The following is a 23350-nucleotide window of genomic DNA, read 5'->3' on the forward strand; positions in this document are numbered from 1 at the left end:
TTAAAATTTTTAAAAATGCTATGATAAAGAAAAATATTCTTAAAAAATAACATTTAATCAAAAAATATTTCTAATAATTTGCTTTTAATAAGCCAAATTAAATTTTTATTTAAAAATTTAATTGTAATTATTTGCTTAGTAAAATATCTAAAAGCAAAGATTGCTAGCGTTTAAAGATTAAAATACAGTTATTTTAAAGCGAAAAAATAATTTGTTTACATTTTTATTTATGCGATTTATAATAACATCCGTGATAATTAATTATGGCTATGTATAGTAGCTTATGTTAATGAAAGGAATAGAATGTTGGGTAAAAATAATTTTGACGAACGATTGCGAAAAATGGAAATGCAGGCGAAAAATGATCGCTTTTCAATTCGTAAATTATCAGTTGGTGCCGTTTCAGTTTTATTGGGCTTTAGTTTTTTAAGTTTCACTTCGCAAACTGTCAAAGCCGATGTTGTCAATCCAGACAAAGAAGATGTTCAGACTTCCACAAATAATAGCATTAATGAAAACACTGAAGAGCAGCATGCAGCAAATGCACCGAAAAAAACTCAAGCTGCTGGTAATAAACTTGATACTTATTCTGGATTAACAGCTTTTTTAAAAGAAAGTGGGCAAACTTTGGCTGATAATCCGGCTTCTATGTCAAGTTCACCAGAAGATACTTTGGATAGTGTGGCCGCTTCAGCTAGTTCTGATTTTGACATTTCTAGCAGTTCGGATTCCGCAGTTAATGATAATAATTCAAATACATCTGTTGCTGGCAGTACAGTTGCAACTTCTTCCGCGGCTAGTAGCCCAGCGACTGATATCACTGATGAAAATAATCAGACTGCCTCATCTAATCAGGATATATCTGTATCTCCTAAGGATGAGGAACGGACTGGTTCAATTAACTTCAATACACCTTCGCGGCCGACATCTGATGCTAAGAATGGTGTTTCCAATTATGGAACGACGAAAGATGCACTGGTTCAAGTCGGCAATTGGAAAGACTTTAAAGATGCGCTGACAAATAAAAATATTCATAATATTGAAATAATTAATAACATTCGGGCGGATGGTTCATCTAGTTCAATCAATCTGCCTCCCCGTAAATTAATTATTAAGTCAGGCGGTGATAATATCCCTGCGAATGGCTATATTATTGATTTTAGAAGTAGTTCTCCCTTAGATTCTGATAATTACAATACTGGGAAAATGGATGTAACTTATCAAGATCTCCAATTATATTGCCAGAATTATTTGGGATTGATGGATACAGTTGATGGAACAGATGGTCCATCAAGGATTACACTTGATAATGTTAAATTTACTGGATCGCAGGTCTTGTATTCAGGGCAATATACGGATGTCCATATTAAGAATAATTTTTCTGCCGATGTTGTTGCTTTCTATAAAAATCCCCTGAATGCAATTGATCAAAACAATTATGATACTTATGGTCTTGATGGCCAACAGGCCTTTGAATTAAGTGAGAATGGTGAAAGGATTACTTTTGAAAAAGGCAGTAAAGCTGTTTTGTCAACCAGCGATGGCAATGTGATTGAAATGAATAATGGTGCCTCGTCGGCTGATAATGTCAATAATATTTTCCATGACGAGGCAGGCAATCTGCTCAGCAATACTAGTCAAGTTATTTTAGAAGAAGGAGCGGACGTAACCCTTAATCCGCGGAAAAACCCGGGCAGGTACGATGAAACTGCACAAAATACCAGCAAGGCCAGCGGAATTGTTTTTCGTGGCGGGTACGGCAACATTACTGTTAATAGGAATGCTAAGTTAACAATTAATATTGGTTCCGACACTAATGGTGCTGATGATAGTTTTGCTGGCCAACTTGATCGGCATCGTGCCGCGGCAATTACATTGACTGGCGCTGGCGGCAAGATTATTGATAATGGAACAATTGACATTAATACGAATGGTGATATCAGCGGCAATAGTTATGGTAAGGAAAATACGCTAGTTTATGACGGCGGTGACTTGACAATTAATCCTGGTGCTGAATTAAATGTTATTGGCAAAAACATGCAAGGTTATTCAGGTACTTTGATCTATGTTGGTGGTACCGCTGATTTAGAAAACGGCAGCTTAGATATTGAACTGCAGGGTGATAGCACAGGAGCCGGCGCTGGTATAGGAAAAATTGTCTTGGTTGACGTTGCCGCACCTGAAAATGGCGGCGAAAGCCGTTTAACAGTAAATAACCCGCGGAAGCTAGTCTTGAATGCATCGGCTAACCACGCCCAAGGAACGAGTATCATTGGTGATAGTGAAATTGATATTCGCAATGTGCGCCAGCACTTTGACTTTGGAAAATTGAGTCTCACTCTGCCGCCGTTTCATGAATTAAAAGTTAGACATGATAGTGCTTCTAATACCATCACAGTTATTGATGGCGGAAAAGGTATTTCTGTACTCGGCGGTAAAAATAAACCGAGTGATGATGTGATTAAACAAATTGGTAAGGATATCAGCAAACCTGAGAATGCTGGCTTAGCCTTTATTTTAGCGCAGGCGTTAGGACAACCGATAGCTGTGGCAGATCCGGCACATCCGACAGTGGCGGAAATTAATCAGGCAGTTGCGACCGTCAACGGCACTCTACAAGTTTTAAAAAACCTAACTTTTGACCAAATTTTTGCTAAAGTCATTTACCAAGCTTTTTCTAATCCGGATAATCCTGGTTATAATAACATTACAATGCTGCCTGCCAATTCCAAGGGCTTTTTAAACATTCAGGATACAAATGGCAATTTGGGTAAGGCTTCGTACAAACAAAATGCTGATGGTTCCGTTACTGTTAGCGGTAAAATCACTAATTATGATGCCCAAACTGATGGCCCAGCCTGTGACCCGATTTTCAGCAATGTTATGCCTACAGGCACTAATGCTTATGTTACGGCTACAATTAATGGCACGTCTTATAAAGATTCTTCAGTAAAAGATCCATATGCTACTACTAATGATGGTCCGGATGGTTTGACTAATGATTTACCGCATGAGTTTGCCGCACAAGTGGATGCAAACGGTAGCTTTACCTTTACGATTCCTGCAAGTTATGGCCTGAAACCTGGAGATACGATCGATATTGAGCCCGAGGCTAATTTTATTGGTTATGATCCAAACGGTAAAGATTCGCGGACACCGGCAATTACTCTGCAAGACGATGTTTTGACACCGGAGCAAATTCAGGATCAAGCTGCTGAGGAAATGGCTGCAGCGGCAGCTGCAGCCAAAGAGCGGGTGCAGAATTCCGGCTTATCTGCTGCTGAGCAAGCCTCTTATAATACAGCAATTGATAATACGGTAGCTGCCGCTACAACCAAGCCGACTTTGGCGACAGGAGCTCCCAATCCAAATTATGATCCCAATAAGTCAGTCTATGGTTCCACCGATTTTTCACAGATTAATGATAAAAAGAACAGCGCTAAAAATGCCATCAACAAGGAAGCTGCTAAGGCTGAGGTACAGGCATACTTAAATGCTGCTAAGGCTGATTTAGGTAAAGCGGGTATCACTGATGACTTTTTGACGCAAGCAGCAAATGATGCAATTGCCGCAGTTGATCAATCTTCTGCTGAAGAGATGGCTGCTGCAGAAGCAAATGCTAAAAATAAGATATTAGCTGATTATCAGACCGCCGCTAAGACAGCAATCGGCAAAATGGGCCCTGATGCAAGTGTAATTAATGGCTTACATCTCTCTAACAGTGAAAAGGGTAAATACAATCAGGCTATTAATGATGCCAAAACAAAGTATGCAGCTAATCTTGCTGGTCTGACTGGTTCAGGATTACCATCTGATTTTACTGGTGCAAATAATGCGAGTGGGAATATTTCGGATGCACAAAAAGAGATAGATAAGGCTAATGCACAGGCACATGCCAATAGTGAGTTAAACAAGTATCGCGATGATCAACTAGCTTTGTATCCAAATGCAGCCGCAGGAATCAATTCTGCTGCAGATAGCGGTAAAAATGTGATTGATAATGAAACTAACATTGCTAATTTGCAGGATGCACAGCACAATAATGCGACTGCCACTAACCGCGGTGATATTACCGATGTTAAGAATGGTATGGACGCAATTGATGCGGCTGTTCAAGCTTATAAAAAGGGTCTAAAGGATAATATCAAAGATCAAGTAGGCGGGGATAATGGTCTGTTAAATCAGGTTAATAATGCTGAACAGGGCACAGGGCTAGTTCCGGATACAATTAGCAAAATTGATAGCCTTAAGAATGAACTAAATGATGCGCTAGGTCTGGCTGCTGATGGTACTGGCGACATTGATCAGGCTAATGATGGTCAACATGCTGAAGCAGCGCACCAAACGGCACAAAATAACATTGATGATGCTAAGAATCGCCTTGACGCGATTAATCAATTGCAGGCAGCGGCAGATGCCGCCGCTGCTGCTAATCCTGCTGCTGCAGATGATATCCATCATGCCTTAAATGATGCAATTAATAACGTAATTAATTCTGCCAAAGATACGGATAAAAATAAGCCGATTGAGAATGCCCGGGATCAGGGGAAGAATGCTATCGGCAATGTTATTAAGCATAAGCAATCTGCAACTGCAATTAATGCCGCCGCCGCAGCCGCACACAAGCAGGTTAATGATTCAAATGCGACTAAAGAACAGAAGGAAAAGTATAACGCCGCAATTGATCAAGCGGTTAATGATGCACTAGCGGCTACTGGGGATGCTTCAATCAATGCTGCTGCTAACGATAATGAATTAGGTAAACGGCAACAAACGGCAATTAATAAGATCAATAAAGAGGCTGCCAAGGCTGAGGTTGCTGGTTATGCTGAAGAAGCCAAGGAAAAGCAGGATATAACTAGTGATACCGGTGTTGATAATGCCGCAAGTGCTGCTACCGCTTCTGGTACTGGCACAATTGATGCAATTCCAAACGATGGTGTAGATGCAGCGACCGCGATTGCAGATGCCGTCGAAACTGCCAAAAAGAATATTTTTACGGCTGCGCAAGCTAGTGCTGACAAGCAATTAGCCGATAAGGAAAAGGACGTTGAAAAGGGACTGGATCAGTTGACTTCCTTGACTCCGGAAGAAATTGCGGCTCTGAAGGCGCAAGCTAAAGACCTAGTGACTAATTCAAATCATACAGGGGCCAAAGATAAAGTTGATTCCGCCACTGGTCTTGATGATGTTGGTTCAGCTTTGCATGATGGCCTAAGTGCTCTGAATAATCTGCTTAACGATCAAATTAAGAAGGATAAGAAGGCGCAAGCGATTACTGCGATTAATAACAAACGCGACGAAGCACTTGCAGCCTTAGATAAAGATAAAGGAAATTACCCGGATCTGACTGACGAGCACCGTAACCAGTTAAAGCAGGATGCGATTAATGCTGCTGCTGCTGGGGTCGCTGCAGTTAATGGTGCTAGCGATGATCAAGTTGCGACTGACGAGACTACGACTATTAATAATATTGATCATGTTTTAGCGAATGCTAGCTCAGATAATGCAACGGATAAAGAAGATAAAGAAAACGCTACACTGAATGCGCGCAAAGAAGCTAAAAACAAGCTAGATGCTGCTAAAAAGCAGGCCGAGGATAAAGTTAATAGCTATAGTGATGATCGGGTTAGTCAGACCCAGAAAAAGAAAATTCTTGACCAGATTGCCGCTGATTACAATGCCGCATTAAACAATATCAATACTGCTACTAATCAGGATGCGATTAACAATGCTGAATTGGTCGGTGCAATCAATATGGGCAACGATGCGGACAAGGCTGCCTTAGAAGCTGCTAAATCCGATGCAATCGCTGAATTGGACAATGCTCAGGCTAAAGATGATGGTCTTGTTGATGCTGCATTGGATGGTGGAAAAATTACACAGCAGCAGCATGATGCCATGAAAGATAAGATTCATGGTTTTTATATGACTGGTGTGTCAAACATTAATGGTGCAACTGAAGATACTAAGGATGAGATTGTCGGTGATCGGAATAATGCAATCAATGCGATGAATGGTGTGGCCGACAGCATTGCTGATGCAACTTTGGCAAATGTCAAAAATGATGCACTGAATAAGGAAGATACTGGACTAACTGCTCTGGCCAACCAGATTAAGAATCACATTGATCATGAGGCCAATCTCAGCACGGATGAGAAGAACAAGTATAAGAGGCAAGTTGATGATGCATTGTCAGCTGCCAAAACTAATGTCAACGGCGCAACAACACCTGATGACGTGACCATTGCCTATAATGCTGGCAAGGGTGCCATGCTGGCTGTCCAGGCTGCGGCCGACTTGTACGACGCACAAAATGCCGCTAAAAATAAGCTAGATGATCAATTAGCTGCTGTTGACAATGCGCTTGATGGCCTAACGAACACTGATGCTGCTAGTTTAGCTGCGCTTAAGGATGATGTGCAAGCGGTATATAATAATGCAATTAATCAAGTTAATAATCCTGAGCCAGCAACCCCATCAGTGGTTGCAAGTGCAGCAAATGCAGGATATCAGGCTATGCAGGATATTTTGAATCGGGCCCGGGGATTAAGTCAGACTAAGGCCGATAACAAGAAGGCTTTAGATGATGCTGCATCGGCAGCAAACGGTCGCATTGACAAGTCTAACTTGACTGATGAGCAAAAAGCTGCAGCTCATGCTGCAATCAATCAGGCACGCGATGATGCGAAGAAACAAATTGATCAATCAACAACAGACACGATTGATAAAGCCAATCAAGTTAAAGAAGACGGCCTGACTAATATTCAAAAGGCCGAAGCAGCAGCTAACAAGGCCCATCTTGACGGACTTAAAGCACAAGCTAACAAGGATATTGATCAGGCATGTGATACTGCTGAAGCAGACTTATATACTGAATTTAATAAGTTAACTGCGGCTCAGCCAGCGGAAGCCAAACCGGCTTACGATCAGGCGCATAAAGATATCGAGGCTGCAAGAACTGAGGGACATAATAAGGTTAATGCCGACACTGCTAATGAAACAGATATTGGAAATGCAGTTTCTGAAGCTAAAAATGCTGTCAATACCGCGGTTATTCCAGCTTACTTAGCGATTGCTAAAACTAAGGGTAAGCAGGCCATTAAGGATTATGCCGACCAAATTAAGAATCAGTTAACTAACCAAAAAGACAAAGCGCAGGTTGATTCAATTGTTCAAGCAGGCAATGATGAAATTGACAAGAATGATCAAACTATTGATGCCGTTAATGATACGGTAGCAAGCGTGAAACAACGGATTAAGAATATTAAGACGGCTGCTGATTCGGCTCATGCAGCAGAAATTAGTAAAGCTAAAGACGATGCGATTAACAAACTAAATCACGAATTAAACGGTGATCCTGCGGGAAATAAAATCGGCGTGCTTGATCAAATTGAAGCTCTTAAGGATCACCTGACAGGTGACCAAAAGGCCAAATATGAAAACCAGGCCAAAGACGCATATACGCATGGAGTAGCCGATATTAATGGTTCTTCAAATGTAGCTGATATTAATTCTGCACGTGATACTGGCATTACTAAAATTGATCAGGCATTAGCCGATGCCAAGCTGCAAGCAGCTAAAAATGATGCCAATAAGCGGATAGAAAATGATGCTCAGGATGCTAAGAAAAAGATTAATGATACTAATTTGTCTGCTGAAGATAAAAGTAAATTAATTGCCGAAGTTGATAATGCGGTTTCTGCAGCTGCAAGTCCTGGTGCTGAGCATCAAGTTAATAATGCTGTGGATCAAGCGACGATTGATGGGATTGTTTCTGATGCAGAAAAAAATCTGAAAAATATTGTTGACAGTGCTAACAATGCCGCACTACTTCAAGCGCAGGCTGATGCTAAGAATAAGTTAGAAAATAAAGCTAAGGAATTAACTGATAAAATTGCGGCTGATAAAAAAGCTGATAAGCTGAGCCAAACGCAGGCTGATCAACTTAACGCCGCGGTTAATAAGGAATTAGCTACGGCTGAACATAATATTGCTGCAGCAACGGATCAACAAGGGGTTGCAACTGCAGAAAATAATGGTGAAAGTGCTCTTGCTGGAGCCAGCGATGATATTAATAAGGATGAAGCACAAAAGGCTGATTTGGATGCGATTGCTGCTGCCGTGACAGCTGCAAACAAGCAAATTGATGATATTAACAAAGATCATCCGGGAGATTTATCACCTGAGCAAATCGCTCACTTGCGTGATGAGGTTGAGAATACCAGCAAGGATATTGTTAATCAGATTAACCAGCATCGTAAAGATCAATCTAACGCAATTGAACATATGAACGATGTTAAAGACAATGGTCTGGATCGTTTTAAACACATCACCGATCACTTTACAGATAAGGAAAATGCGGTTAACAAGCTTGAACACCATGCAAGTGTTGCAGAAGCTGGATTAACTACTACTAATCCAGATTACGCGCACTTAAGTAAACCAGAGTTAGCTGCTGCTAATGAAGCAGTTGAAGCTGCGTTAAATTCTGGGCGGAATGATATTTATACCGCTGGTAAAGATGATGATTTAGATACAATTGAGCAAAATGCTGAGAACCAGATTGATCAAGCGCTGCTGCCATCGAAATTACAGAATGAAAAGAATAAGCAGCTTGCTGCGATCAATGATTATGCTTCCAGCAAAGGCAATGCGGCAATTGATGGTCTGAATAACTTATCTGCGGATGAGAAAACTAAATATAAGCAGCAGATTGAGAATGCACGCAAAAAATCTGCAGACAAAATTACGGGAACTAATTTACCGACTAATCCAACTTCTACGCAGTACCAAGATGCACTCAATGCGGTCGATAATGCTGAACAAGGAACGGCAGCCGCCGATTTTGGTCAAACAGCAATTGATAAAATTGTCAATGAAGCGAAGCTAAATTCTAAAAAGCGGCAGGTAATCAATGATCTAGAGCAAGCGGCACAAACAGCCAAAAATGAAAATTCCGGAGCTTCTGCCAGTGCGATTGATGATCTTGTTAACCAAGCTAAAGAAGATATCGGTAATTCGAATACTTCTGATGCAGCCGACTCAGCTTCACCTGATGCTATTAAGAATGAAGCTGTTGGTAAGATTAACAAGCTGGTTGATCAGGCTAAAATTTCTGGTCAAAAAGAACAGACTGCCAAGAATATGAAGCAGAAGAAGGATGACGCTGAAAAAATCATTGACCGTTCGCAATTAACGGATGAGCAAAAAACTGCAGCCAAGAAAAAGTTGGACGCACTTTATAATGATGCGGTTACTCGGCTAAATAATTCTGGCACGACTGAAGATGGACATATATTATCTCCTAACGGTTATGTTGGGGCAGCCCAAATGATTGAAAATGATTTTGCCAAGATGGCAGATCGGATAATTAAAGAAATTCCGAAAATTACCGATTCAGATGGTACACATCCATCAGCGGATGCTGCCAACCACCCATGGTTTGGTAATGAGGCAGACAATGCTCATGCCGATTTAAGTAATCAATGGAATGATTTTAAAGATCATTTAACTAGCGGGCAAAAGGATAAGTACGGCAGTCTGATTGACACGGTCAACCAAAGTATTGCTAACCTTGATCAATCTAAAACTTCTCATGATTCTTCAATCGAGGATGCAACGGCAACTTACGATAAAGGTTTGACGGCTCTGAACAAGCTGAGAGCAATTAAAGAGATTGAAGATCAAGTTACTGCAGCTAATAATGCAATTGACGGTACGAATAGCTTAAATACTGACCAGAAGAATGCTTATAAAGAGCAGATTAAGCAAAATGCGCAAAAGGCCATTGACCGGGTTAATGGCATAGCGCCAACCGATAATGATCAGATTGGCAACCAAGATAAGATAACTGGGGCTAAGCAAAATGATCTGCAAAATATTGTCAATACTGCTAAAGATAAGAATGCAGGATTAGTAGCTGATGCTAAACAGAATGCAATTGCTGCAATTAATGCTGCTTATGCTGCGGCTAAACAAAAACTGGGCGCGGCATATCAACCAAATGGTCAACTTGATCAGGCTAAGCAGCATGAACTTGATAAACTTAATGGTTTATCCGTTGCTGGTATTAATGAAGGTTTGAATGATGCGATTAAGAATGTCGCTAAGGCAGCCTTGGACGATGCTGCTAGTTATGCAAATGACCAGATCGATCAGTTGACACATTATACTAATGCTCAAGGCCAACAGGTAGCAATGTCTAATGATGAAAAGCAGGCTTTGAAGGATCAAGTTAAGCAAGATGTTGAGACTGGTAAGAATAATATTGATAATGCCTATGCTGATCCCGCCGATACAGATGCGGTTAATACGACTGACAAGGCAATCATCAGTGGGGCCCGTAATGATGCAATTAATGAGATCAATAAGGACTACACTGATCAAGCTAAGCTTAACCATGTCTTAGATAATAACGATACTGTTAAACTTGATCGGGCTCAGGAACAAGCGGCCAAGGATCTGGCCGCCATGCACCAAGCAGCAGTTGATAAGCTGCACGAGCAGTACGGGCCAAATGCGGATACTTCTAAGGCAGATGCCGCATATAATAACCATAAGACAGCTATTGGCACTAGCGTTGATGATGTCAAGACAGATGAGCTGGCTGCCCAGAAAGAAATTGCCCAAGGGGCAATTTCAGATGGCGCTAATAATGCCAAACAAGAAATTGATAAGTCTAACCATACATCGGCCGAAAAGGAAGCCTTGAAAGGGCAGATTGCCCAAGATGCCACGGCTGCTGACAAAGTAATCACAGGTGCTAATGCCGCTACAGTCAATGGTGCAATGAATGATCAGTTGGATATCATTGCGGCAGATGGCAAGGGCAATAGTAGCGAGGACACCAATGCAATGACTAATAGCTTGGCCGTGCAAAAAGAACGTGATCAAGCTAAGTTAGATGCTGAACGTGATCAAGCAGTGAAGGACCTACATGATAAGTTTGGCAATCAAGCCGATACGTCTAAGATTGACCAGGCAACACAAGCAGCCAAGCAGGCAATTGACCAGGCAACGAGTGCAGCTGCTGCCCATGCGTCTGAAGCAACTGGTGAAAAAGAGATTTCCAAGGGTGCGGTGCAAGATGGCCAAATAGCAGCTGGTAAGCTGATTGAAGGCATCACGCATGGTAAAGCAGGCAAGCCTTATAGCCAACATGAAAAGAATGCGTTGACTAATGCCGTACAAGGTGTCGTTAATACGGCTAATGGTGCTAATGGCAGCCAAGGCGAGCTTGACATGGCGGCTGATATTAATCAGGCACGCCAAGATGCGTTACAAAATATCCTGGATATCGTTACGGATGGTTCAGCCAAGAACCAAGCAGCTCTTGATGGGGACCAAGCGGTCGAACATGACCGGGAAGTGGCTGCAGCTCAGGAACAGGAGGCCAAGGACCTGGCCGCCCTGCACCAAGCAGCAGTTGATAAGCTGCACGAGCAGTACGGGCCAAATGCGGATACTTCTAAGGTAGATGCTGCTTACAATAACCATAAGACAGCTATTGGCACTAGTGTTGATGATGTCAAGGCAGATGAGCTAGCTGCCCAGAAAGAAATTGCCCAAGGGGCAGTTTCGGATGGTGCCAATAATGCCAAAAAAGAAATTGACCAGTCTAACCATACAACCGCCGAAAAGGAAGCCTTGAATGGACAGATTGCCCAAGATGCTGCAGCAGCGGACAAGGTAATCACAGGTGCTAATGCTACTACAGTCAATGGTGCAATGAATGATCAGTTGGATATCATTGCGGCAGATGGCAAGGGTGACAGTGCCAATGATGCTAGTGCAATGGCAAACAGCTTGGCTGTGCAAAAAGAACATGCCAAGCAAGAAGTTGCTAATGGCGCCGCTGCGGCCAACACTGCTGTAGATGGTTTAACTAATCATCAAAATGGCAAACCATACACGGCGGCTGAAAAACAGGCAATCAAGGATCAAATTGCCAAGTATGTTGATGAGGCTAATCATGAGGCGAACGGCACAATTGATCAAGCTGCTGATAAGGGACAAGTTACAAGTGCCAAGCAAGACGCACTTGATAAAATTAGTCATATCAAGGATGCAGTTTCCGGCAATGATGATTCTGTCTTAAAACCAATTTGGGATAATGATAAGAATGTCCAAAAAGATCGGATTGACCAGGCAGCCCAAGCTGTGAAAGATGAGATTGATTCTGATCCCAACAAGCCTGCTGCCGATAAGGCCAAAGACAAGCAAAAGATTACTGATGCAGCTAATGCAGCGAAGAATAAAATCGATCACGAAACCGATCCAAGTCATGTCAAAGATGATGGTTTGCAGGGCCAAAAAGATGTTGCCAAGCTAATGGTACAGGCAGCAGCTGATAAGGCTAAGGAACAGATTGATCACTTCAAGGATCCGAGTGGAAATGGCTACAATGATGAGGTTAAGAATCACTTGAAGAATGAAATCGATCAGCTTGTTAATAATGCAATTAATGGCGAGCATGGTAATGATGGCACAATCGATCATGCTGCTGATGAAGCGGAAATAAATAAAGCAGAAACGGATACCATAAATGCCATTAGTCATGTTTTAGCTCCAAGTCATATTCAGGACGTGATCAATCAAGTTTATCTAGCTCATGTTTCAGTTCCTATACCGACAGTTAAGCCAGTTGTCGCAACTGATAAGGGTACCAAACAGACTTTAATGCATAATGCCTACCTATATAATGAAAATGGTGTCCGTGCCAACAGCATTACTCTTCGGCATGGTTCTGCCATTAGGACTTATGGTGAAAAGGTTATCAATGGTCGGAAATTCTTTATTGTAAAAGACAATGGCGAAACTTACTATCTTGCGCAAGGCAATATTAACAGCACTAATCGTGTCTTGGGCCATAATGCTTATCTCTATAATCAGTACGGCATATTAACCGGTAAACGCAAGTATCGCAAGTATCAAATTATTCATACTTTTGGTGATGCCGTGCGGATTCACGGAAAAAGCTATTACTGCATTGGTGCCAATCAATTTATCCGTGCAAGCAATGTCCTTCATCGAGGTTCTAATATTGATCGGGATGACAATCCACTTTTCCCAACGATTGGAGTAAAGAAGAAGGTTATGCATGATGCATATCTTTACGATAAAGATGGTCAATCGACTGATGGTGTTATGATTGCAGCCGGTTCGGTTGCACAAGTTTCGGGCAGTGAAATAATTAACGGCAAGAAATACTACCGGTTACTCGACGGCAAGTATATTGCTGAAGGTAATTTTGATGCGAAAAAGACGCAATTAACGCACAATGCCTATGTTTACAATAAATATGGTGAGCGAATTGGAAAAAAGGTTCTGCCAAAGAATCAGTATGTTAATACTTATGGTGCACCGGTTTCGATTCGCGGGAAAAAATATTTCGTTGTTAGTGCAAATAAATTTGTAAAACAAGCAAATTTTGCTAAGAAATAATTTGCTTCCTAGCCAAGAGAAAAGTGTTCGTAGTTACTAGATTTTACCTCTAGCAACTGCAAACACTTTTTATTTAGGCAAAAAGTTTACTTAAAGTTGGCCTTCTTGATGTAGTGGTGTAGTAACTCTTCTTATGAATTTTGAAGGGGTTACCATAATTTATGGTGGTTGTCTTAGCCTTGGTGAACTTCCTGCTAATTCGGTTGTTGCTATGGTCATAAATGTAGGCGTGGTGTATGATTTTATCATTGCTGATTATGCCAGGTACCGATAATTGCGGTTAGGCGTGAGCAGTGTGTTTGTCAGATTAACCTTTTTAACATAATGGTTATAGACAACTGTATAATATTTTTTCTTTTTGCAACTATATATAAATACCACTTATGCAAATTAATAGAGCGATAACACTTGAAAAGTAAAATCTAATTAAATTCTCATGTTTTAGCTTGACGGGTAAGTATATACTTAATATTTAGAATTAAGAATTAGGTGAAAGCATGTTTGATTACCGTAATAATCTGAAAACAATTTTGAATAAAACAGCTGGCGACGATAAAAGCCTGCGCAATGGCATAGCGGCGATCAATGCCATTATTAAAATGACCGCGGACGGTGAAGAACCAATCGAGCCGTCGTCAGAGCCAAATAAGACGAAGCAAAATAATCTTGCAATTCCCTTTGCCGGTCAGAAAGAAGTAAAGGCGCTGCTGGTGGCGCTTGCTGAATTGATTCAGTCCCCGGGCAGTAGGCAGGCAAAAGAGCAAGCGCTGACAAAGCTGCACCAATTAACCTTTGTCCCCAAAGTGGGCAAGGAATACGGCAAGGAGCTGGGCCAGCTTGACCGGGCCATTCAAGCATCGGTTGCGACTAAGGAAACTGTCAATCAGCAAATTTTTGAACAGGCGCTGAAACCGAAAAAACCGGTTAAACGTGATTACCGCAAGGGCAAACGCTATACCGTGATCCGCCTGCTTGCGGGCTGTGACCTGATTAATGATGATAATCGGCGCGTTTTCACCCTGAAAGAGTCGCAGATTCATTCGCTTAATTTGAAGAGCGGGGATATAGTTGAGGCGATTGCGGAAGAAAATAATCCTAATTATGAAGCGACGATTTTGCGCGTGGTCGGTTTTCGCGAGCTTGCCAGCACCGAATTTGATAAAATTATTACTTTTAAATACGGCGTGGTGCAGGGGCGACCTGGACATCTGGCGGTCAGCCGTAATATTAAGGGTGAAAAGCTGCGTGTGCGCGGCAAAGCCGTGCTTCTGCCGGTTGATGCCAGCAATTTTCAGGAGTCTGCTGCCCAGCTGGTTGACGGGGCAATTGTTGATTTGGCTTGGTATGATGGAGATGTTCGTTTGAAGAAGAATCCGGCGGACGCAATCAAGTTGCGCTGGATTTATCAGGTTGACCGACCGAAGGCAAAGACCGCACAGAAAAAGAAAAAGGCTGTTAGCAGCCAGGATGCAGCAGAGTTAAGCAAGTTAGATATGGATTTGCACTACCAGCGCGTGGGCATTGCCGTTGGCGACAACCAGAATGAAGCAATGCTTGAGGGCATTGTCAACCGCTATCACGGCATTCCCATTCCAATTGACGCTTTTCAGGGCAAGAAAAAAGTGATCGAAAATCAGTTAAAGGATCTCGATATTGTGATTTTGGTGACCGCATTCGCTGCGCACGACAGCACCTGGAATATCCGTGAATTCGCCAGCAAGTATGGTGTCCGCTTTGCTGTTAGTTCGAGCAAGGGCTACCAGGCTTTTGAGCGGGCACTCTACCGCGCAGCAAACGGCTTACCTGCTTATGAGGGCAATCAGACGATTGACTACCGAATAATGGAAGAAAATAAGTAAACTTTACTCTAAGAATAATCACGGTGGAAAAGCAATATAATATCATAAAAATGGCCGATGAGGAAATCAAGTCTTCATCGGTCATTTGGCTTCCATCAGCTTTAATAGCTGATTTCCTTCTTAAATAATTTATTGTCAACAATTGACAGGGTGATGGTTGCATTGGATTCATGCTTACCTTGAATATCCGTCTTATAGTATATTTCCTGCCGGTTTTTGTGGTACCACTGGCTCCAGAAACCGCCGGAGATTACTTCATCAGGTTTGCCAAATTCATTGATGATTTTTTGATAACCAAGCCCGCGTGGCAATTTTTTGTATTTTTGCAGGGTAATTTTGTCTTTAGGTCGTCTATATTTAAAACCTTGAGTTAACTTATATCTGGCTCGACCATGGACAATTTGTACCTCAACTACCATTGAATAATCTTTCCCGGCTTGCCAGATGTAGGTTTTGCCTTTGTCTTCCTTTTCAACGCTTTTGGGTTTGCCAAGAATTTTTTTTGCTTGTTTCAGCGTGGTCCCGCCTTTGCCGTAAATGCCGACATGATTTTTGCCAATTTGCGTAAAATCGGCAAGTTTGATCTGGTCGAATTTTTGTCGTAATTTCAGGCATTCCTGGTAGTCATCGTCATCTTTTGCATTGTTGTTTGCGCACGCGTTTGTTAGGGTCAGAATGCTTAACAGCAAAATGATGAAATAAACTTTGTGGTTGAATTTAGTCATGAAAGTCTTTTTTCCTTTCAATAATAAAACCGTGTCTGTTTATTAAGCATTATATAACTAAGCTTAGAAAAATCCATAAACTATTTGCGTATTATTTGAACTGACTAATGGAAATTTAGTAAACTAATTATATTAGTCAAAAATGGAGGACCTAAAGATGACAACGATCAAAAAACCATTCCCGTGGAAACGCGGCCTGATTTTACTTGCCGGTCTTGAAATTGTGGCCCTTGCCGTTAATTTCTTTTACGCGCCACTCAATACTGCCGTCGGCGGCTCCACCGGTATTTCGATTTTAGTCGATGCCGTGTGGGGAATTAACCGCTCTGTAACGGTGTTTATCATCAATTTATTGATGTTAATTTTAGCATTTATTTTTCTAGGCAAAAAAAAGGTGTGCAATATTGTTGTCGGCAGCATGCTTTTGCCGGTTTTGATGCAAATTACGCCCAGTTTCAAGGTGATTGATAATGATCTGCTGGCAATGATTTATGGCGGGGCCTTGATGGGCTTTGGCGTGTCGCTGCTATACCGGGTAAATGCTTCAAGCGGAGGGACAACGGTGCCGCCGCTGATTTTGCAAAAATATTTATACATTGATTCGGCTACCAGCCTGTTTATCATTGATATGGCAATCATTTTCCTGAATGTATTTGTTGACGGCTGGAACGCATTTTTCCTCGCGGCATTTTCGCAGGTGATTACCACGCTAACGATGCGCTATACCGAAACTGGGTTCAACAAAAAATATCAGGTGCGAGTGATGAGCAACCGCAAGATAGATGAAATTCGGGCAATGTTACAGGAGGAATATCAGGGCCTAACGATTTATGATGTGACCGGCGGCTACAGCGATAAGGACAAGCAGCTGCTGTGGGTGGTTGTCGATCCCAATGAGTACGGCCGGCTCGTGTCGCACGTGCAGGACATTGATGCCGATGCGTTTATTATTACCGAAAGCGTGGCGAAGGTTCACGGCGGAAGGTGGCGGATTTGATAATAGTTCAACTTCGTTTAAAATAATTCAAATTAGTTCAATTTTGTTCACTTTTTATTTATATTTTTTGCAAAAAATTATTTTAAACATCAACGCTGGTTAATTTTTTCTGGCTAAGAATTGAAATTTGGTAGTAATAATCATTGTTATTAAAAAAATTCTACACGTGCTTGAAAAAATAATCTGTTATCTGCTAGAGTTTCTGAAGAACAATATTTACTTGAAAGCGAAGAAAAAGCAGTGAACCAATATTTTGTCAGATATCAATTGACTACTAGGGTTTACGCTCAAGTTTTTGCAAGTCTGGTGGGAATGATTTTTTAATTGCCTTCTGCCTTCAACGGTAGTATCATAAAGTAGTTGTATTTGTGGGGACCTCCACATCTGCAACCGCACATTTTGGGGTAAGAAGTCTTGTTGAAAGCACCCCAATTGGCGAGTCTAAGTATTTTTTCGGAGGTGCAATAGATGTACGCAATTATCAAGACCGGTGGCAAGCAATACAAAGTTGCCGAAGGTGACAGCGTTTATGTTGAGAAGCTGGATGTTGAAGAAGGCAAAGAAGTTACTTTTGACCAAGTTATCTTGGTAGCTGACGGCAAAGACGTTAAAGTCGGCAGTCCGTTAGTTGCAGGTGCCAAAGTATCTGCCAAAGTTGAGAAGCAGGGTAAGGAAAAGAAAGTTGTTACTTTCAAGTACAAGCCAAAGAAGCACTCACATTCTAAGTACGGCCACCGTCAACCTTATACTAAGGTTACAGTTGAAAAGATTGAATTAAGCTAGAGGTGAAATGAGAATGAATATTTTTGGTTTGAAATTATTTGCCCACCACAAGGGTGGCGGTTCTACTTCTAATGGTCGTAATTCAGCTGGTCGTCGTTTAGGCGCTAAAGCTGGAGACGGACAAACTATTCATGCAGGGACGATTATTTACCGTCAACGCGGTACGAAGATTCACCCAGGCAAGAATGTTGGTCAAGGCGGCGATGATACTTTATTTGCATTAGTAAGTGGAGTAGTTAAATTTGAACGTTATGACAAGTACAGAAAGCAAGTTTCTGTAATTCCGGTTGAAGAAGAAGCTAAATAAGTTAGTTTTTTCGATTAAATGGCGAAAAGCATTTGCTTCTCGTCTTTTTTATTCGTTGCTTTATATATTGATATAGAAACCATTAGTCTTTGCACTAAATCAGCGGTAAAATAGTTAATAAGAAATTTATGGAAAGCTGGCCGTGAGATGACTGAAGAAAATGAATTATTGACCTTATTGAATAAGCGAATTGCGTCAGTGACAAACTTAATTAAAGATGCAGGTGCTGATGCACTCATTATTTTTAATCAAGCAAACTACCGATATTTGACTAATTTTACTGGTGAGGAAGCACAGTTAATTGTAACCGCGCACGGTGACCGCATCCTGCTGTCAGATTCGCGTTTTGCCGACCAAATTAAGGCTCAGGCACCGGGAAAATTAGCCGTGATTATGAAGCGCGGTGACCAGGATCAGGAAATTACCAAGCAGCTGCAGGCACTGAACTTGAAGAAAGTGCTGGTTGAAGGAGAATTTGTTTCCGCAGTGGAATATGCCAACTTGCAGCGCTTAAACCCTGACCTTGAGTTTTCAATCTGTGAGGAACTGGTTGAGCGGGTGCGCAATGTTAAAGACGAGCTGGAACTTAGGGCCTTGCGGCAGGCAATTGCTATCTCGATGGCTAGTTTCAAGGGAATTTTACCGTTGGTAAAACCCGGTGCCATTGAACGCAATGTTGGTGCCAAGCTTGACTACTTGTTTAAGATTAATGGCGGAGAAGGGCCTAGTTTTGATACGATTATCGCTTCGGGCGTGCGCTCGGCCTGGGCACACGGCGTTGCCAGCGACAAAGAAATTGCGGACGGCGACATGGTGGTGATCGATTTTGGTGCGTTTTATCATGGTTATGCAGCCGATATTACGCGAACGGTTGCTGTGGGCAAGGTTGATCGTGAAATGCATCAGATTTATGACATTGTGCACGAAGCCCAGCGGCGCGGAATTGCGGCAGCGGTTGCCGGCAATCATGGCCGCGATGTTGATGCGGCCGCCCGTGACTACATTAACGAGCAAGGCTATGGGCAGTATTTTGGTCACGGCATCGGTCACGGGATCGGACTCGAAATTCACGAATTATGTCAACCGGCACTCCCGTTTGGCAAGCAAGAACTGGTAAATAATATGGTTCACACAGTTGAACCGGGAATTTACCTGCCAAATAAAGGCGGCGTCAGAATTGAGGACGATGTTTTAATCAATGGGCAAAATCCGGAAGTTTTATCGACCTTGCCCAAAGATGAATTAATTTCTTTATAAAGTAACGATTATTTATAGTCAAAAGTCCAACAAATTGGTAAGATATATTATGGAGATGAGGTACTTACTATGACAATGATTTCAGTTAACGAATTTAAGAATGGTTTGACCATTAAATTTAATAATGATTTATGGCGAATCGTTGAATTTCAGCACGTTAAGCCGGGAAAGGGCAGCGCCTTTGTTCGCTCAAAGCTGAAGAGTTTAACCACGGGGGCAGTTCAGGAAAATACTTTTAGGTCAACTGCCAAGGTGGAAACTGCAGAAATTACGACGAAGGAAATGCAGTACCTGTATAATGACGGTGCAAGTTATGTCTTTATGGACACGGAAACTTACGACCAATTATCAGTGCCGACTGAACAAATCAAGGAAGAATCCAAGTACCTTAAAGAAAATATGGTTGTCAGTGTTATTATGCATGAAGGTAAAACGTTAGGGATTCAGTTGCCGAATACGGTTGACTTGACGGTTGCCAAGACTGAACCTAATATCAAGGGTGACACGTCTTCTGGCGGCGGCAAGCCGGCAACAATGGAAACCGGACTAGTTGTCAACGTTCCGTTCTTCATTAGTGAGGGCGATGTGTTGACGATTAATACCGTTGACGGCACCTATGTATCGCGTGCAAATAAGTAATTTATTTGAGGTAAAAAAATGGTAGATAGTTCAAAAATTGTCTTAGATGGTAAAGAAAACAGTGAACAGATCGAAATTGATCCGCGGGTTCTTGAAGTTATTATGGGCATTGCTGCGCAAAAAGTTGACGGCGTTGCCGGAATGCAGGGCAATATGATTTCCGGCATTAACCGTGTTCTGGGGCGCGAAGACCGCCACCGCGGTGTCAATGTTAGTGTTGACAGCGATAACAATATTGTTGCCGATGTTTACATTTATGTTGAGGCGGGAAAGTTTGTTCCGAAGGTTGCTACATCTCTGCAGACGAAGCTTAAGGCACAATTGCTGCAGATGACCGATTTGATTCTGAAAGAAATTAATGTTCATGTTGTCGGACTAGTTTTCCCAGACGAAAAAGTTGAAGATAATCAAGACAAGTCTGAACTATTTTCGGATGATAATGAAAAGGATACTAATGAATCAGCATCAGAGTCGTAGAGTGGCACTGCAGGCAGTATATTTGGCCAATCAGGAGCCGGAGTATGATGCCGCAGAAGTTGAAAGTGAAATTGTTTCCGTGCTTGATTTGAAGGAACTTTCTGCTTATTCAAAAACTTTGATTGCGGGAGTTCTTTCCCAACGTGAAGAGCTAAAAGATGAAATAGCCGCTCACCTGAAAAAGGATTGGCGTCTGAAGCGGATTAATCAAATCACACTGGCGATTCTTGAGCTTGCATTGTATGAAATTACATCCAGCCAAGAAATTGAACCAAAAGCTGCAGTGAATGAGGCCCTGAATTTGTGTGACGAATTTGCTGATCCGAAGACCAAGCCTTTTGTTAATGGAATATTAGCTAATTTCATTAAATAAAGATATGCAGCCGGCAAAGATGCCGGCTGTTTTTGTTGAAAAAGGTAGTAAGAAATGGGTAAGATTCTTGATGGACAGGGCTTAGCTGATTTGCGTGCGGCGCGGTTAAAAAAAGAAGTTCAAATTTTAAAAAATCAGGGACAAGTCCCGTTATTTTGCGTAATTAATATTGGTGCCGATCCGGCCAGCAGAGTTTATATTAAGAGTAAAAAGAAGCGTGCAGATGAGGTTGGGATTAAGCAGAAGATTTACCAGTTACCAGTAGATGAAACGCAGGCAGATCTGTTGACGCTGATTGATCGGTTGAATTTTGCTAAACAAGTTTCGGGAATTATCCTGCAGCTGCCGGTGCCGCGGCAGATTGATGCTGCCAAGGCGTTAGCGCGAATTGATCCGGAAAAGGATGTCGATTGCCTGACCCCGAGTAATGTTGGGCGGTTATGGCAGGGCCGGCATTTTGTTGAGCCGGCGACCGCTTCCGGCATTATTGCCCTGCTTGACTATTACAAGATTAAGTTAGCTGGCAGAAATGCCGTAATTGTCGGCCGCAGCAATATTGTGGGCAAGCCGCTGGCGGCAATGCTGCTTGAACGGGATGCGACTGTTTCGCTGCTCCACAGTAAAACACAGGATCTAGCTGCGCACACTCAAGAAGCCGATATTTTGGTTTCGGCAGTCGGCAGACCGAACCTGATTACTGCTAACATGGTTAAGCCAGGCGCAGCTGTGATTGATGTCGGTATTAACCGCACCGCTTCCGGCCAACTTGTTGGGGATGTTGCATTTGCGGAGGTTAGAGAAAAAGCGGGCTACCTCACACCGGTTCCCGGTGGCGTCGGTCCTTTGACCGTTGAGTCATTGATGGAGCAGGTTGTTAAATTAACAAGGAGACAAAATGGCAGATAATAAATATCTCACCGTAACGGATTTAAATTATTACATCACCCAAAAATTCAAAAATGATCCGTATCTGCATAAGGTTTTTTTGCAGGGAGAATTATCTAATTTTCGCTTTCGGCGCAATTCTCACCAGTATTTTTCACTGAAAGATGAAAAGTCCAAAATCAATGTCGTGATGTTTCGTTCCTACTTTGATAAGGTTAAATTTAAGCCGGAGGAGGGCATGAAGGTTTACGTTACCGGCTATGTCAGCGTGTACGGTGCCCAGGGCTCATACCAATTTTATGCGGAAACGATGGAACCAGCGGGTTTGGGTGCCCTTTATGAGCAGTTAAAGCAGCTGCAGGCTAAATTAGCAAAAGAAGGTTTGTTCGACCGAAGCCATAAAAAGTCCTTGCCCCGCTTTCCCGATAATATTGCGGTTATTACCAGTGCTTCTGGTGCCGTTATCCATGATATTTTAGTGACAGCTAACCGGCGTTTTCCCCATGCGGAAGTTGATTTGTTTCCGGCGCAGGTGCAGGGCGACCGGGCGGCCGACTCGCTGGTTAGTGCCATGCGGCAAATTGCTTCCTATGGCGACAAGTATGACGTTTTAATTATTGGTCGCGGGGGCGGCTCGCTTGAGGATTTGTGGCCGTTTAATGAGGAGAGAGTAGTACGGCAGGTTTACCAGATGCCGATGCCGGTGATTTCTTCGGTTGGCCACGAAACCGATACGACATTGTGCGATTTGGTTGCTGATGCGCGGGCAGCCACGCCAACAGCTGCTGCCGAGTATGCGACACCAAGTCTCACGGACGAACTAGCGAATATTCACCAGCTGCAAAGCGGTTTGCTTGCCAGTATGCAAGCAATCATCCGCGGCAAACGGGACCTGTTAAACAGAATCAATAATTCGGTAATCATGCGTGAACCCGCGAGGTTATACGATCAGCAGGCGCAAACGCTGGATATGCTGCAGCAGCGGCTTGAGCGTAGCAGCAAGCAAAGAGTCGCCCGGGCACGTCAAGAATACCAGTTGCTGAAGCAAAAATTACATGCTGCAGGACCGGGAAAAGAATTACGGCAGACAAAGCAGCAGGTAGCTTTTTTAAGCAGCCGTCTAACAAATAACATGCAGCACTTTTTACTCGGAAAACGCAACTTGTTCAAACAGACCGCCCAGCAGCTGGATGATTACAGTCCGCTGAAAACTTTGGAGCGCGGGTTTGTGTATGCAACCGATCAGGAAGGCAAGACTCTAGGCTCAGTTGACCAGATCAGCGAACAGGAAAAACTTAACTTGCACTTTAAGGACGGAATCGTTAAGGCAACAGTAAATTCAATTAGGAGAACAAACGATGGCAACGAAAAAGAATAATTTTGAAGCACAGCTAGCAGATTTACAAAAAATAGTAACTAATTTGGAAAATGGTAATGTACCTTTGGAGGATGCATTGGAGCAGTTTCAAACCGGTGTGAAAATCAGCCGCAATCTAAATAAAACGTTGACGGAGGCTGAGCAAACAGTTGCCAAGTTAATTGACAGCGATGGCGCTGAACATCCACTTGATCCCAATAATGCTAATGCACCCGAGGAATAAA

At 42.4% G+C, this 23350-nt stretch carries 14 protein-coding genes and 1 other annotated feature; of the genes, 12 read left to right on the top strand and 2 right to left on the bottom strand.

Features of this window, described 5'->3' with window-relative positions:
* Positions 1-303 precede the first annotated feature (303 nt).
* Entirely contained in the window at positions 304-13446 is a 13143-nt protein-coding gene (locus PT285_RS04700) for an SLAP domain-containing protein (RefSeq protein ID WP_277148242.1), read from the top strand.
* Between the two features lie 73 nt (positions 13447-13519).
* Here PT285_RS04700 and PT285_RS11435 read toward each other — a convergent pair whose 3' ends face one another.
* Complete coding sequence (locus tag PT285_RS11435) at positions 13520-13705, bottom strand: SLAP domain-containing protein (RefSeq protein ID WP_374211487.1); 186 nt, start codon at positions 13703-13705, stop codon at positions 13520-13522.
* Between the two features lie 238 nt (positions 13706-13943).
* Between PT285_RS11435 and PT285_RS04705 the strand changes: the two genes are divergently transcribed.
* Positions 13944-15305, top strand: a complete 1362-nt coding sequence (locus PT285_RS04705) for a DUF2325 domain-containing protein (protein ID WP_277148244.1) — start codon at positions 13944-13946, stop codon at positions 15303-15305.
* 101 nt (positions 15306-15406) lie between these two features.
* Here PT285_RS04705 and PT285_RS04710 read toward each other — a convergent pair whose 3' ends face one another.
* Positions 15407-16030 carry a DUF3862 domain-containing protein gene (locus PT285_RS04710; RefSeq protein ID WP_277148246.1) on the bottom strand — a complete coding sequence of 208 codons (624 nt, stop codon included), beginning with the start codon at positions 16028-16030 and terminating at the stop codon, positions 15407-15409.
* A gap of 157 nt (positions 16031-16187) precedes the next feature.
* On the opposite strand from PT285_RS04710, the gene PT285_RS04715 reads away from it, so the two are divergent.
* From PT285_RS04715 to PT285_RS04760, 10 genes are all read left to right on the top strand, one after another.
* Positions 16188-17027, top strand: coding sequence for a YitT family protein (locus tag PT285_RS04715; RefSeq protein WP_277148248.1), 840 nt, complete (start codon positions 16188-16190; stop codon positions 17025-17027).
* A 378-nt stretch (positions 17028-17405) separates the two neighbouring features.
* Positions 17406-17480: a sequence feature (ribosomal protein L21 leader region), on the top strand.
* Between the two features lie 15 nt (positions 17481-17495).
* Positions 17496-17810 carry a 50S ribosomal protein L21 gene (gene rplU, locus PT285_RS04720; RefSeq protein WP_277148250.1) on the top strand — a complete coding sequence of 105 codons (315 nt, stop codon included), beginning with the start codon at positions 17496-17498 and terminating at the stop codon, positions 17808-17810.
* A gap of 13 nt (positions 17811-17823) precedes the next feature.
* Positions 17824-18117 (top strand): 50S ribosomal protein L27, encoded by a 294-nt coding sequence (rpmA, locus tag PT285_RS04725; RefSeq protein WP_277148252.1) that lies wholly within the window; start codon positions 17824-17826, stop codon positions 18115-18117.
* A gap of 147 nt (positions 18118-18264) precedes the next feature.
* Complete coding sequence (locus PT285_RS04730; RefSeq protein ID WP_277148254.1) at positions 18265-19374, top strand: Xaa-Pro peptidase family protein; 1110 nt, start codon at positions 18265-18267, stop codon at positions 19372-19374.
* A gap of 75 nt (positions 19375-19449) precedes the next feature.
* Entirely contained in the window at positions 19450-20013 is a 564-nt protein-coding gene (gene efp, locus PT285_RS04735; RefSeq protein ID WP_277150615.1) for an elongation factor P, read from the top strand.
* Positions 20014-20031: 18 nt separating this feature from the next.
* A complete protein-coding gene (locus tag PT285_RS04740; RefSeq protein ID WP_277148256.1) occupies positions 20032-20490 on the top strand; it encodes an Asp23/Gls24 family envelope stress response protein in 459 nt (152 codons plus the stop codon).
* Entirely contained in the window at positions 20468-20863 is a 396-nt protein-coding gene (nusB, locus tag PT285_RS04745) for a transcription antitermination factor NusB (protein ID WP_277148258.1), read from the top strand. The genes PT285_RS04740 and nusB overlap by 23 nt, the downstream gene beginning before the upstream one ends.
* A gap of 54 nt (positions 20864-20917) precedes the next feature.
* Positions 20918-21769, top strand: coding sequence for a bifunctional 5,10-methylenetetrahydrofolate dehydrogenase/5,10-methenyltetrahydrofolate cyclohydrolase (locus PT285_RS04750; RefSeq protein WP_277148260.1), 852 nt, complete (start codon positions 20918-20920; stop codon positions 21767-21769).
* Entirely contained in the window at positions 21759-23126 is a 1368-nt protein-coding gene (gene xseA, locus PT285_RS04755) for an exodeoxyribonuclease VII large subunit (RefSeq protein ID WP_277148262.1), read from the top strand. The genes PT285_RS04750 and xseA overlap by 11 nt, the downstream gene beginning before the upstream one ends.
* Positions 23107-23349, top strand: coding sequence for an exodeoxyribonuclease VII small subunit (locus tag PT285_RS04760; protein ID WP_277148264.1), 243 nt, complete (start codon positions 23107-23109; stop codon positions 23347-23349). The genes xseA and PT285_RS04760 overlap by 20 nt, the downstream gene beginning before the upstream one ends.
* Position 23350 lies beyond the last annotated feature (1 nt).

Origin of the sequence: Lactobacillus sp. ESL0791, from assembly GCF_029433255.1 — a bacterium.
In the GTDB taxonomy this organism is placed as follows: domain Bacteria; phylum Bacillota; class Bacilli; order Lactobacillales; family Lactobacillaceae; genus Lactobacillus.